Genomic DNA, 12772 nt, shown 5'->3' on the forward strand with positions numbered 1-12772 from the left:
TCGCGCTGTCCGGGTGCGGTCGCGAGGGCGCGTTGGCGCAAACGGCACCTGCGGGCGGCCACGCGCCTACCGCGGCCGACGCTTCGCCAAGCCCCGCGTCGGCCGCGACGGCTGCGCAAGCGCCTGCGACGACGGAGAGCGCCAGCGTGGCAAGTGAACCATTGTCCTGCGCTGCCGAGATCGGTGCCGACGCGGCGGCGGCGCGCGTGGCGACCTGTCGCTCGGTGTCGCCGGCCACGCATCCGCCCTGCAACGCCGCCAACAGTTGCGCGATGATCGACGACGAGATCGCCCGCAGTTGCGCGCTGCTCGGCCGCGACGGACCAACCACGGCCGGCTGCGGCCCGGCCGCCGACAGTCCGCAGGCCGCGGCCGACGTGGTGCGGCGCTACTACGCGGCGATCAATGCGCGCGACTACGCCACGGCCTGGCAGCAGTGGGGCGAGGACGGACGCCCGGGGCAGTCCTACGCTGCGTTCGAGGCCGGCTTCGCGCAGACGCGCGCGGTGAAGGCGACGATCGGTGCGCTGGGCCGCAGCGACGGCGCCGCCGGCTCGGTGTATCAGCCGGTGCCGGTCACCGTGGAGGCGACGCTGGCCAACGGCACGCGGCAACGCTTCCGCGGCCACTACGTGCTGCGCCGGGTCAACGGCGTGGACGGGGCTTCGGCGGCGCAACTGCGCTGGCGGATCGACTCGGCGCAGCTCAAGGGAGTGCCGACGCAGTGAGGCAGGGGGCTTCTTCTTGCGCCTGGGAGGCCGATGGCGCACGCGGCGGGTAAGATCACGCGCGCTGCTGCCTGTCGATGACGGAGTGCCCCGGTTCGTCTCCTGATGGCATCGACCGCCGAAAGGCTGTGTGTGGCGCGTTGGGGTCGATCTGTCCTGGGCCGACCGACCCTCACCCCAACCCCTCTCCCGGTGGGAGGGGCTTTATTCGCTTGATGGAACATTTCGATGACGACGTTGTACGGATTGAAGAACTGCGACACCTGCAAGAAGGCGACGAAGTGGCTGGACCGCTTCGGCGTGTCCTACACCTTCGTCGACTACCGCGAGCACAAGCCGACCCCGGAGACCCTGCTGGAGTGGGCCGGGCAGGCCGGTGGGTTCGACGCGCTGGTCAACAAGTCCTCCACCACCTGGCGGCAGTTGCCCGAGAACAAGAAGACGCCCGGCTCCGATGCCGAGTGGAAGCTGCTGCTGCGCGAATACCCGCAGTTGATCCGGCGACCGGTGGTGGTGACCGACGACGGCAAGCTCAGCCAGGGCTTCTCCGACAACGGCTTCAAGCAGCGGTTCGGGATCGCGTGACCGTCCGCCCGTACCGGGCCGAGGACTGGGCGCGCCTGTGCGCCATCCACGATGCCGCGCGCCTGGAAGAACTGCAGGCGGCGGGCCTGCCCGATGCGTTCCTGCCGCTGCCGATCGCGGCCGAGCGCGAAGGCCTGTTCGACTACCGCGTGCAGGTCGCCGAGTGCGATGGCCAGGTGCTCGGCTTCGTCGCCGACGATGGCGCGGAGCTGGCCTGGCTGTACGTGGATCCGGCCGCGCGCCGGCGCGGCATCGGCCAGGCGCTGGTGGCCGCGGTGCAGGACGCCAGCCCGGCCGGCCTGACCCTGGAACTGCTGGAGGGCAATGCCGCGGCGCTCGCGTTCTACCGCGCCTGTGGCTTCGTCGAAAGCGGCCTGCAGCGTGGGCGCATGCCCGGCAACGAGGCCTTCGCGGTGCGCGTGCAGTGCATGCGCTGGCCGGGCGTCGCGTCGTAGCGACGGCCGCGCCTGCGCCGCGCATCCGCCAGGCGACACTGGCCGATGCTTCGAATCCGCCAGCACCACTCGTACACTGCGTTTGCGGTGTCGCCCGCACGCGACGGTGTCGCTGGCGATCGTCATCGCGTCCCCCTCGTGTCTTCCAACGGTGTTCCTGCATGTCCGATGTCCTTGAACTCGCCTGCGACCTGATCGCCCGCCCGTCGGTCACCCCCGACGATGCCGGCTGCCAGGCACTGATCGCGCAGCGGCTGCAGCGCGCCGGTTTCGCCATCGAGCGGCTGCGCTGCGGCGAGGTCGACAACCTGTGGGCGACCCACCGCGGCGGCGATGGCCCGGTGCTGGCGCTGCTCGGGCATACCGACGTGGTGCCGCCGGGGCCGCGCGAGGCCTGGAGCAGCGATCCGTTCGCGCCGCAGGTGCGCGATGGCGTGCTGTACGGGCGCGGCGCCGCCGACATGAAGGGCAGCGTGGCCGCCTTCGTGGTCGCCGCCGAGCGGTTCGTGGCCGTGCAGCCGCAGCACCCGGGTACGCTGGCGCTGCTGCTGACCAGCGACGAGGAAGGCGATGCGATCGACGGCGTGCGCCACGTGGCGCGCGTGTTCGCCGAGCGTGGCGAGCGCATCGACTGGTGCATCACCGGCGAGCCCTCGTCCACCGAGCGGCTCGGCGACCTGCTGCGGGTCGGTCGTCGCGGCAGCCTTTCCGGCACCCTGCGCGTGCGCGGTGTGCAGGGGCACGTGGCCTATCCGCACAAGGCGCGCAACCCGATCCACCTGGCTGCGCCGGCGCTGGCCGAGCTGGTCGCGCGGCATTGGGACGACGGCTACGAAAGCTTTCCGCCGACCAGCCTGCAACTCTCCAATATCCATGCCGGGACCGGCGCCAACAACGTGATCCCCGGCGAACTGCAGGTCGCCTTCAACCTGCGCTACACCCCGCACTGGGATGCGCCGCGGCTGGAAGCGGAGATCGCCGCGCTGTTCGATCGCCATGGCCTGGACTACGCGCTGCGCTGGCACCGCAGCGGCGAGCCGTTCTACACCCCGGAAGGCACGCTGCGCCGGGTGGCGCGCGAGGTGCTGGGCGAGGTCGCCGGCGCGCCGCCGGAGGAGAGCACCGGCGGCGGCACCTCCGATGCGCGCTTCATCGCGCCACTGGGCGCGCAGTGCATCGAGGTCGGCCCGGTCAACGCCAGCATCCACCAGGTCGACGAGCACGTGCGCGTGGCCGACCTGGAGGCGCTGCCGGATCTGTACCTGCGCCTGATCGAACGGTTGCTGCGGTAACAGTTGCGCCGACCCGCGCGCCGGGTTACGGTCGCTGCATGACCTCGCTGTCCGTCCTCCGCTCGATCAACGCCAACGGCCGCAATAATGCGCTGGCGAATAATCGTGCGCGGCCGATGCGGGTCTGCGACTAGGCGCTACCAGAAACACCACGCCCAGCCACCAGAAAACCCGCATCGGCCGATGCGGGTTTTTTTGTGCCTGGTGTGTGCCTCTCCCTTCGCACCAACACCCCACGATCAGGAGTTTCCCCATGTGTTCGATCTTCGGCATCTTCGGCCTGCAACCGGGCGACGACCTGCAGGCGCTGCGGCGGCAGGCGCTGGACTGCTCGCAGCGGCAGCGCCACCGCGGCCCGGACTGGAGCGGCGTGTATGTCGACGACGGCGCGATCCTGGTCCACGAGCGGCTGGCCATCGTCGATCCGGCCGGCGGTTCGCAGCCGCTGCTCTCCGACGACGGGCAACTGGCGCTGGCGGTCAACGGCGAGATCTACAACCATCGCGAACTGAAGAAGCAACTCGCCAAGCCCTATGCCTTCCAGACCGGCTCGGACTGCGAGGTGATCAACGCGCTGTACCGCGAGACCACGCCGGAGGCGCTGCTGAACCGCCTCAATGGCATCTTTGCTTTCGCGCTGTGGGACAAGGCCGCCGGCCGTGTGCTGATCGCACGCGATCCGATGGGGGTGTGCCCGCTGTACTGGGGGCATGATGCGCAGGGACGGCTGCGGGTGGCCTCGGAGATGAAGTCGCTGGCCGACAGCTGCGCCGATGTCGCCCAGTTCCCGCCGGGTCACTATTACGACAGTGCCAGCGGCGAACTGGTGCAGTACTACCGCAAGCCGTGGCGCGACTACGCGGCGGTGCAGGGCGTGGAGGTGAGCAAGCAGGAACTGCGCGAGGCCTTCGAGCGCGCCGTGCATCGCCAGTTGATGACCGACGTGCCGTACGGCGTGCTGCTGTCCGGTGGACTGGATTCGTCGCTGGTGGCGGCGGTGGCCGCGCGCTTCGCGCGCAAGCGCATCGAGGAGAACGACGAGGCCGAGGCCTGGTGGCCGCGCCTGCACTCGTTCGCGATCGGCCTGAAGGGCTCGCCGGACCTGGCCGCCGCGGCGATCGCCGCCGAGGCGCTGGGCACCGTGCATCACGGCTTCGAATACACCTTCGAGGAAGGCCTGGACGCGCTGCCGGAGGTGATTCGGCACATCGAGACCTACGACGTCACCACCATCCGCGCCTCCACGCCGATGTTCCTGCTGGCGCGGCGGATCAAGGCGATGGGGGTGAAGATGGTGCTCTCCGGCGAAGGCAGCGACGAGATCTTCGGCGGCTATCTGTACTTCCACAAGGCGCCGAACGCGCGCGAATTCCACGAAGAGCTGATCCGCAAGCTCGACGCGCTGTACAACTACGATTGCCTGCGCGCCAACAAGTCGATGATGGCCTGGGGCGTGGAGCCGCGCGTGCCGTTCCTGGACGTGGAGTTCCTGGACGTGGCCATGCGCATGGACGCCCAGTACAAGATGGCCGGTACCCGCGCCGACGGCAGCAAGCGCATCGAGAAGGCGGTGCTGCGCGAAGCCTTCGAGGGCTACCTGCCCGAGTCGATCCTGTGGCGGCAGAAGGAGCAGTTCAGCGACGGCGTCGGCTATGGCTGGATCGACGGGCTGAAGGCGCATGCCGAGGCGCAGGTGAGCGACCGCGAACTGGCCGCGGCCGACAAGCGCTTTCCGGTGAACCCGCCGCAGACCAAGGAAGCCTATTACTACCGCAGCCTGTTCGAACGCGTGTTCCCGACTCCGGCCGCGGCCGAGACCGTCCCCGGCGGCAAGTCGATCGCCTGCTCCTCGCCGGCGGCGATTGCCTGGGACGCCAGCTTCGCGGCGATGGCCGATCCCTCCGGCCGCGCGGTGGCCGGGGTGCACGCGCAGGCGCTGGGGTGACCGGCGCCAGCCTGCTGGCGATCGCCGGGGTGCTGATGTTGGGGGCGATCAGCCCCGGCGCGAGCTTCTTGCTGGTGGCGCGGCTGGCTGCCGGACGCTCGCGCGCGGCCGGGTTCGGCGCGGCACTGGGCATGGGCGTGGGGTGCGCGCTGTTCGCGTTGGCGGCGTTGCTCGGCCTGCAGGCGTTGCTGGAGCGGGTGCCGGCGCTGCATCGCGCGTTGTCGGTCGCCGGTGCCGCCTATCTGCTGTGGCTGGCCTGGCGGGCGTGGCGCACGCCGGCGCCGGCCGTCGCGCCGGAACAGTAAGTCCCGGCGGTGCGTTCGGCCTTCGTCATGGGCCTGCTGACCCAGCTCGGCAATCCGCAGACTGCGCTGGTGTTCGCCAGCCTGTTTGCCGCACTGCTGCCGGTGCAGCGCGTCGCGGTCGAGTATGTGGCGCTGCCGCTGCTGGCCTTCGCCATCGATGCGTGCTGGTTCGCGCTGGTGGCCGCGGCGCTGTCCGCGCCGGCGCCGCGGCGCTGGTGGATGCGCGCGCGGCGGCCGCTGGACCTGCTCAGTGCGGTATTGATGAGCGGGTTGGGTCTGCGCCTGCTGTGGCGCGCGGTGTAGCCGCGGAGCGCAATGCCGCGTCGCAAAGCCTGTCGCGGTCGCGTCTGCCGCTGGATGCGCGCGTGCAACGGCGAGCGATCCTGCAGCTATGCCGAATCCATGGCCTGCGTCGTGGTGTCGGACGGATGCTGCAGGGCGGCCAGGGGCGCTGGCGGCGCGTGACCGTCCAGGCGGATCCGGCTCTTGCCGTCGCGCTTGGCCGCATACAGCGCACGGTCGGCACGCTTGAGCAGATCGGAGATGTCGCCGTCCGGGCGCAGGCGTGCGACACCGGCGCTGAACGTGAAGGCCACACGCTTGTCGCTGGTCCGCTGCACCCGTTCCAGCAACCGCTGCAAAAGATCCTCGGTCTGCGTGTCGCTCATGCCGTCGAGCACGATCCCGAATTCATCGCCGCCGAGTCGGCCGGCCCGGCAGCCTTGCTCCAGCCTTGTCAGTTCCGCGGCCAGCGCACGCAACACGGCATCGCCGACATCGTGGCCATGGGTGTCGTTGACCTGCTTGAAATCGTCGATGTCCAGCATCGCGAATTGCAGCGTGCCGCAATCGCGGCGCGCGCTCGCAAGCGCGTGCAACTGCGCCATCAGGGCGCGGCGGTTGGCCAGCCCGGTGAGCGCATCGGTCTCGGAAATGCGTCGGTAGTCTTCCTTCAACCGGTAGGTGGTCAGCATGCTGCGCGCGAACGTGCGGTTCATCGCCAGGCCGATCAGCGACACCGCCACGACCAGCAGCCCCAGCAGCGTTGGATCGCCATCGGCGGCCAGCGGCAGCGGTCGACCGATCAGCATGATCGTCCAGATGTAGGCCAGCGCCAGCAGGTAGTCTCGGGTAAAGGGGAACAGGAGGTTGATGCCCAAGCACAGCGTGGCGGTCGTCGGCAGCCACCAGAATGTGCCGTGTAGGCCCATCTGGCGCAGTTCGACCTGGTACGCCCACGACAGCAGCAGCACGTACAGTGCGCCGCTCATACGCCATTGCCAGAAACGGCGAACCAGCAGCGTGCTGGCCACGGCGCCCAGCAGGGCGGCGAGCAGCATCGCGTTGACCAGGGTCCATGGTCGCTGCAGATACGGATTGAGCAGCAGCGTCGCCACCCAGATCGACAGGGTCAGCGCCTGGATGGCGGTGGTCGAGCGGCCCAGCAGGTGGCGGATGTGCTCCGGGTACGTCATGTGCTGCGCAATGCTGCGTCCCGGCGGGTTGGTGAAGTGCGGGCGCCGACGCGCAGGCACTGGAGCGGTGCGAGCTTATCGGCATCCCGGCGCGTGAGCTTGAGCGGTGGCGACGCGCCCGGCTTGGCCCGCCTGTTCGCAGCGCCGGCATTGGCCATTGCGCTTGCGCCCGTCACGCCGTGGCGGAGACGGACGCCGTCACGTCCACCGACGTCGCGCGCTACAGCGGCGTGGCCGCCGGCAGGCCGGGATCGTGCGCGAACGCCGCGGGCGTGCCGGCCGCGGCCGGCGTGGCGCCGTCCAGGCCAAGGCTGCCCTGGCCCGCGTGCCGGGCCGCGGCCAACGCGCGGTCGGCCCGTGCGAGCAGGTCGGACACCTCGCCGCCGGCCGGCAACGAGGCCAGGCCGATGCTGCAGGTGAACGCGGCCCCGTCCACGCGCAGGTTGCGGATGCGCTGCTGCAGGCGCTGCAGCCGTTCGCTCGCCTTGGCTTGCGACACGCCCTCGAACAGCAGGCCGAATTCCTCGCCGCCGAGACGGCCGACACGGCAGCGCGGATCCAGCCGCACCAGCTCCGTCGCCAGCGCCTGCAGCACCGCATCGCCGACGTGGTGGCCGTGCTCGGCGCCGATCCGCTCGAACTCGTCGATCTCCAGCATGGCCAGCTGCACGGCGTGCCGAGCGCCGATCGCGGCCTCCAACTCGGCGATGAGCGCACGCCGGTTGGGAAGGCCGGTCAGCGCATCGGTAGCGGCCAGGCGTCGATCGTTTTCCTGATGCGCGTAGTGGCTGCGCAGGGCGGTGACGACGACGTGGTTCATGGCCAGCCCGATGATCGTCACCGCCGCCACCAGCAGTTCCAGCAGCGGCAGGTCGGCCGCGGTCGGCACCAGGCTGTCGTGCCAGCTGAGCATGATCGCCCAGGTGCAGGCCAGGGCCAGCAGATAGTCGCGGGAGTGGCAGAACAGCACGCTGTAGCCCAGGCTCAGGGTCACCGCCACCGGCAGCATCCAGGTCGCGCTGGCGCCGCCCATGTGATGCAGCTGCAGCCGGAACGCGGCGTCGAATGCGATCGCCGACAGGAAGGCGCCCAGCCGCCATTGCCAGGATTGCCTGGCCATGCGCATGACCGCGGCGCTGCCAAGCATGGCGACGAACGCCAGCGCGTAGCGCGGGTCCAGTGGATGGCGCAGGTCGGGGTTGCATAGCAGCAGCGCCAGCCACACGCACAGGGTCAGGCCCTGGATCGCCAGGATCGGCCGGTCGAGGGTACGGCGGACATGAAGGTGGTAGTTCATCTGCTCTCCCAGAGCGCGCCGCGGCACTCCAGCGCCTGCAGCACGGCCGGTCGGTGGTCCAGCGCGGTCCGTCGGTCGCTGGGGCGTCGTCACCGGTTAGCGGCCGCTGCAGGGAGAGCTTGAGCGGCTTTGCCGCGTTCGCCGACGCACCCGTCGTGGTCGGCGCGGCGGGCAGATGTCTGCTGCCGGATGGGCGAGGCAGGGGACGCAGGCCGCACAGGCCCGGGCGTGGTCATGCGCAGGCGCGAAGGCTGGCGGTCGCCTGCCGCGTCAGGCCGCCACGCCACCCTGCCGAAGCAGGGCGGTGTGCCGCAGGCGCGGCGGCCGCGTGCGCCTACTCGAAGCGCACGCAGTGGCCGTAGCGTTCGGGCTGGATGTCGATGCCCGAGGCATCGGCCTGGTTGTTCTTGCGCCACAGGTTGGGGCGGAAGTCCGGGCCGGTGCAGTTGGCCGCGCTGTCCACGCCGATGGTGTAGGTGTAGGGATTGCCGCGGAAGGTGTTGTTCTCGAAGGTGTTGTCCTGGCTCATGCTGTTGTCCCAGCACAGGATCTGCGGCGTGCGCTGGCGGATCGAGCAGGTCAGGTAGAGACCGGCGCCCTTGTTGTCGATGAACTGGTTGCCCGCGAACAGGTTGCGTCGCGCGTCGGCCAGATAGACGCCCTGGCTGCCGTTGCGCTCCAGGCGGTTGTCGCGGATCTCGCTGTCCTCCAGGTGCTCGGTGGTGATGCCGGCGGCGACGTTGTCGTGGATCACGTTGTCGATCAGCTTGACCTTGGCGGTGCGGTTGAACGACACCCCGTCCCAGGTCGCGCCGGACACGTCGTTGTGCGCGATCAGCAGGTCGCGGCTGTCGAACTCGCTGAGCAGGCAGGCGCTGCGGCACTTGCTCACGCGCAGGTGGGTCAGCTGGATGTTCTGGCCGTTGCGCACCACCACCAGGCTGTTGCTCAGGTACGGGCGCTCGGGCATGAACTCCTTGTCGATGGTGCCGCCGACGATCTGCAACTGCTCCACGCGCACGTCGCGGATCGGCCGGATCGGGCGCTCGTTCTGGTAGTCGCCGATGACGATGGTGGGTTGCTGCACGTGGTCGCGCATGCGCAGCACGGTGCTGTCGCCCTGGCCGCGCAGGCGCAGGCCGTCGCGCTGGATCGAGATCAGCTTGCCGACCGGGAATTCGCCGGCGCTCAGGCACACGGTGGCGGGCTTGCCGTCGTTGGGGACGCGGTCGATCGCGGCCTGCAGGTCGTCGCCGGGTTCGGCGCGCACGCTGCAGTCGGCGGCGGCAGTGGGCGCGTCGGCGGCCGGCGCGGCGCTGGCGGAGAACGACACGGCCGCGGCGAGCGGCAGCAACAGGGCGAGCAGGGGAGGGCGCTTCATCGGTAGGCAGACTCGGCAGTGGGGGGAGGGAAGGCGGCAGGCCAGCGCATGCGGGCAGACGCCAGCGCGGACCGAGATCAGGTCATTGTGGTGCGGACGGGCTTAATGTCAGCGTGTACAAGGTCGGGCCGGGCAGGAACTTTGTGGCACGGCCCTGCACCCAGTCGGCGTGGCCGGCGCCCCAGAACGGCGACAGCGGATGGCCGCTCTGGCCGCCCGGCATGTGCACGATGCCGTCGGCCTCGTGGCCGGGCGCCACCACCATGCGTTCGGAGGCGCCGAATTCCGGGCGCTGCACCCGCGGCATGTTGTCGTCGCCGGGGAGCGGGGTGTCCGGCATGCACAGCCAGCCGCGCAGCGGCCCGGGCAGGCCCTGCGCCAGCGGATGGCAGATCGCCGCGCGGTTCTCCAGGCCCCAGCGGCGCGTGTCCAGCGGGCCTTCGGCCTGCAGGTGCGTGCGCACCTCGGCGGCGGCGTCTTCCAGCAGCGCCTGCCAGCTGCCGTAGCGGCGCGGCAGCAGGTGCAGCGGCTGTTGCTGCAGCAGCGGCCAGGCCACGCCTTCCAGTTGCGGCAGCGCCGGTGGTGCGGCATCGGCCTCCGATCCTGTACGCGCCGGTGCGATCAGGCCGTCGCGGATCCGGGTCAGCACCGCCAGGCGCCAGGCGCGCACCAGGGTGTAGCTCGCCGAGCCGATGCTGGCGCGGCCTTCCCAGTGCTTGGACGCTTGCGCCACGGCGTGCAGCGCCGGCGTTGCCGCACCGGCATCGCGTTGCTGCAGCAGCGCCCACCAGCGCTGCAGGAACAGGGCACGGTCGTCGAGCTGGATCGCCAGCAACTGCCGTTCGTCGAGGTGCGGATGCAGGCGCAGGTCGTCGCGGATCTGCTGCGCGCGTGCGCCCAGCGCGTAGCCGCCGTCGCCGAGCGGCGCCTGCGCGGCACCGCCCACCACGCGGGCGTTGGCGGTCCACAGTTGCCCGTCGGCGGGGTCGATGCGCTGCGGCGACTGGGTGGTGGACAGCGGCCACGGCGCGCAGCGCGCGTCCGCCGGCACCGACGCGCGCACGTCGTGCGTCACCGCATCGGCCGCGCAGTGCGCGCCGCGTAGCGGCAGCGGGCCGAGTACGCGCCAGCCGATGTGGCCGTCGCGGTCGGCCAGCACCAGGTTCTGCGCTGGGGTGGCGATGCTTTGCGCGCGTGCGAAGGCATCGGGAAGGGACGTGGCACGGGCGAAGTCGGCCAGGCCCAGGTTCAGCGCGCCCGGCAACTGCGCCGCCCAGCGCTGCGCCAGGGCGCTGCCGTCGGGTTCATGCTGCAGGATCGGACCGTAGGCGGTGTCTTCCACCTGCAGCACGGTGTCGGGCGCGCCCGACACCCGGATCCGTTCGCGGTGCACGGTCACTGGCGTGCAACCAGGCTGCGGCGTCGCGGTGCAGGGCGTGAGCCGGTACCAGTCGGCGGTATCGGCATAGCTGTTGGTGAAGCCCCAGGCGATGTGGCCGTTGCTGCCGACGATCACCGCCGGCAGGCCGGGCAGGGAGAAGCCCGATACGTCCACGCGGCCGCCCGGCGCCTGTGCATCGGCATAGCGCAGGCGCACCCGGAACCACAGGCTGGGCGCGCGCAGGGCCAGGTGCATGTCGTTGGCGACGATGGCGCGGCCGTCGGCGGTGCGGCTGCCGGCAATCGCCCAGTTGTTGCTGCCCGGGGCAGTGGCGGCCACCGCGTCGGCGTTGGCCTGTGCAGCCCCGTCCGGCAGCCTGCGCAGATCGACCTGGCCGGCGTCGGGCAACACCGCGTCGCCGACGGCGCTGCCATCCAGCGCGGCGTCCCAACTGCTGCCTTCGTGGCGCAGCAGGGCGTACAGCGGCGCCGGCAGGCGCTGCTGCAGACGGTACAGGTCCAGCTTGCGATCGAGCTGCTTGCCCTGCAGGTCGAAGTACATTGCCTGGCCGGCCAGCGCCGAATCCACCGGCTGCCACTCGCGCGGCGCGGCGAACAGCAGCAGATACGGCCACGGCCGCACCCGCAGCGCGTGCAGGCCCTGGTTGACCCCGGCGCTGTAGGCCTGCAGCGCCGCCGCATGCGTGCCGGCGAACGCGGCCAGCTGCGCGCTGCTGCGGGCGCGCAGGCGCTGCGCACGGCGTGCCTTGTCCACGCCCAGCGCATGCGGGCCGACCAGCTCGGACAGTTCGCCGGCCGCGGCGCGGCGCAGCAGGTCCATTTCGAAGAAGCGCTCCTGCGCGTGGACGTAGCCGAGCGCGCGCATCGCATCGGCCTCGTCGGCGGCCTCGATGGTGACCGTGCCCAGTGCGTCGCGCTGGATGCTCACCGGTGCCCGCAGGCCTTGCAGCGGCGCGTTGCCGTCCAGCGTGGCCAGGCTGCCGCGCAGCAGCAGCCAGACGCCCAGGACCAGGGCGGCCGCCAGCAGCAGCGTGCCCAGCAGCAGGCGTTTCCATCGACTGCGCATCGTCTCTCTCCGGTGACAAGTGTCCGATTCTAGACACGCGTGCGTGTCGTTCCCGCGTAGGTGCGGCGCGCTGTGCGCGGGGTCACGCATCCCGGGTGGTGCGACTCGGGATGTGAATGATTCCGATTGGAACGCGGCGCGGCGGCATCGGGCACTATGGCGCCCTCAGTCGACCCCACGGAGCCCGCCCATGAAGGGACACCCCGACGTTGTGCAATGCCTCAAGGAGCTGCTGCGCGGCGAACTGGCCGCGCGCGACCAGTATTTCATCCACTCGCGGCGTTACGAGGACCAGGGCCTGCTGGCGCTGTACGAGCGCATCAACCACGAGATGGAAGAGGAGACCGAGCACGCCGATGCGCTGCTGCGGCGCATCCTGTTCCTGGAAGGCGACCCGGACATGCGCCCGCATGCGTTCGAGCCCGGGCGCACGGTCGAGGAAATGCTGGAGAAGGACCTGAAGGTCGAGTACGAAGTGCGCGCCAACCTGGCCGCAGGCATGAAGCTGTGCGAGCAGCACGGCGACTACGTCAGTCGCGACGTGCTGCTGGCGCAGTTGCGCGACACCGAGGAAGACCATGCCTGGTGGCTGGAACAGCAGCTCGGTCTGATCAAGCGCATCGGCATGGCGCTGTACCAGACCTCGAAGATCGACGGGCACGTGTCCGGCAAGGACGCCTGATCCAGACGCGCGCCTCCCGCCCGCGGGAGGCGCCGATGCATTGAGCGGGGAATTTCCCCGCCACCGCGGCCGTGCGATCGCCGGCTGCCTGCGACCGGCCGCTGGTGCCGGTCGGCACCTCTCTCGCTGTGCCGCATCGGCAATGCCGCCCCGCATGCGC

At 70.7% G+C, this 12772-nt stretch carries 10 protein-coding genes and 1 pseudogene; 7 read left to right on the forward strand and 4 right to left on the reverse strand.

Features of this window, described 5'->3' with window-relative positions; genetic code table 11:
- The first annotated feature begins 146 nt into the window (after positions 1 to 146).
- From PG878_RS07580 to PG878_RS07605, 6 genes and pseudogenes are all read left to right on the forward strand, one after another.
- Positions 147 to 728, forward strand: a complete 582-nt coding sequence (locus PG878_RS07580; protein ID WP_311186031.1) for a nuclear transport factor 2-like protein — start codon at positions 147 to 149, stop codon at positions 726 to 728.
- 228 nt (positions 729 to 956) lie between these two features.
- The gene (locus tag PG878_RS07585; protein ID WP_209029786.1) at positions 957 to 1313 is read left to right on the forward strand and encodes an arsenate reductase; all 357 of its coding nucleotides are present in this window, start codon (positions 957 to 959) and stop codon (positions 1311 to 1313) included.
- The gene (locus tag PG878_RS07590) at positions 1310 to 1768 is read left to right on the forward strand and encodes a GNAT family N-acetyltransferase (protein WP_209029787.1); all 459 of its coding nucleotides are present in this window, start codon (positions 1310 to 1312) and stop codon (positions 1766 to 1768) included. Before PG878_RS07585 ends, PG878_RS07590 begins: the two co-directional genes overlap by 4 nt.
- A 161-nt stretch (positions 1769 to 1929) precedes the next feature.
- The gene (dapE, locus tag PG878_RS07595; RefSeq protein ID WP_209029788.1) at positions 1930 to 3060 is read left to right on the forward strand and encodes a succinyl-diaminopimelate desuccinylase; all 1131 of its coding nucleotides are present in this window, start codon (positions 1930 to 1932) and stop codon (positions 3058 to 3060) included.
- A gap of 253 nt (positions 3061 to 3313) precedes the next feature.
- Positions 3314 to 5005, forward strand: a complete 1692-nt coding sequence (asnB, locus tag PG878_RS07600; RefSeq protein WP_209029789.1) for an asparagine synthase B — start codon at positions 3314 to 3316, stop codon at positions 5003 to 5005.
- A gap of 35 nt (positions 5006 to 5040) precedes the next feature.
- A pseudogene (locus tag PG878_RS07605) lies at positions 5041 to 5613 on the forward strand (LysE family translocator).
- 86 nt (positions 5614 to 5699) lie between these two features.
- Here the strand turns inward: PG878_RS07605 and PG878_RS07610 are convergent.
- The 4 genes from PG878_RS07610 to PG878_RS07625 form a co-directional block, all read right to left on the reverse strand.
- The gene (locus PG878_RS07610) at positions 5700 to 6785 is read right to left on the reverse strand and encodes a GGDEF domain-containing protein (RefSeq protein ID WP_209029792.1); all 1086 of its coding nucleotides are present in this window, start codon (positions 6783 to 6785) and stop codon (positions 5700 to 5702) included.
- A 220-nt stretch (positions 6786 to 7005) separates the two neighbouring features.
- Entirely contained in the window at positions 7006 to 8082 is a 1077-nt protein-coding gene (locus tag PG878_RS07615) for a GGDEF domain-containing protein (protein WP_209029793.1), read from the reverse strand.
- A 334-nt stretch (positions 8083 to 8416) separates the two neighbouring features.
- Positions 8417 to 9463, reverse strand: coding sequence for a right-handed parallel beta-helix repeat-containing protein (locus tag PG878_RS07620; protein ID WP_209029794.1), 1047 nt, complete (start codon positions 9461 to 9463; stop codon positions 8417 to 8419).
- 82 nt (positions 9464 to 9545) lie between these two features.
- Positions 9546 to 11930 carry a penicillin acylase family protein gene (locus tag PG878_RS07625; RefSeq protein WP_209029795.1) on the reverse strand — a complete coding sequence of 795 codons (2385 nt, stop codon included), beginning with the start codon at positions 11928 to 11930 and terminating at the stop codon, positions 9546 to 9548.
- 190 nt (positions 11931 to 12120) lie between these two features.
- On the opposite strand from PG878_RS07625, the gene bfr reads away from it, so the two are divergent.
- On the forward strand, positions 12121 to 12612 hold the full coding sequence (gene bfr / locus PG878_RS07630) for a bacterioferritin (RefSeq protein ID WP_026143459.1): 492 nt from the start codon (positions 12121 to 12123) through the stop codon (positions 12610 to 12612).
- Positions 12613 to 12772 lie beyond the last annotated feature (160 nt).

The sequence above is a fragment of the Xanthomonas hawaiiensis genome (assembly GCF_031834635.1).
In the GTDB taxonomy this organism is placed as follows: Bacteria; Pseudomonadota; Gammaproteobacteria; order Xanthomonadales; family Xanthomonadaceae; genus Xanthomonas_A; species Xanthomonas_A sacchari.

Excerpts from the sequence above, each read along its gene's own strand:
- PG878_RS07585 (WP_209029786.1), top strand. The coding sequence starts at position 957 with ATGACGACGTTGTACGGATTGAAGAACTGCGACACCTGCAAGAAGGCG.
- PG878_RS07620 (WP_209029794.1), bottom strand. The coding sequence starts at position 9,463 with ATGAAGCGCCCTCCCCTGCTCGCCCTGTTGCTGCCGCTCGCCGCGGCC.
- PG878_RS07615 (WP_209029793.1), bottom strand. The coding sequence starts at position 8,082 with ATGAACTACCACCTTCATGTCCGCCGTACCCTCGACCGGCCGATCCTG.
- asnB (WP_209029789.1), top strand. The coding sequence starts at position 3,314 with ATGTGTTCGATCTTCGGCATCTTCGGCCTGCAACCGGGCGACGACCTG.
- dapE (WP_209029788.1), top strand. The coding sequence starts at position 1,930 with ATGTCCGATGTCCTTGAACTCGCCTGCGACCTGATCGCCCGCCCGTCG.
- bfr (WP_026143459.1), top strand. The coding sequence starts at position 12,121 with ATGAAGGGACACCCCGACGTTGTGCAATGCCTCAAGGAGCTGCTGCGC.
- PG878_RS07610 (WP_209029792.1), bottom strand. The coding sequence starts at position 6,785 with ATGACGTACCCGGAGCACATCCGCCACCTGCTGGGCCGCTCGACCACC.
- PG878_RS07625 (WP_209029795.1), bottom strand. The coding sequence starts at position 11,930 with ATGCGCAGTCGATGGAAACGCCTGCTGCTGGGCACGCTGCTGCTGGCG.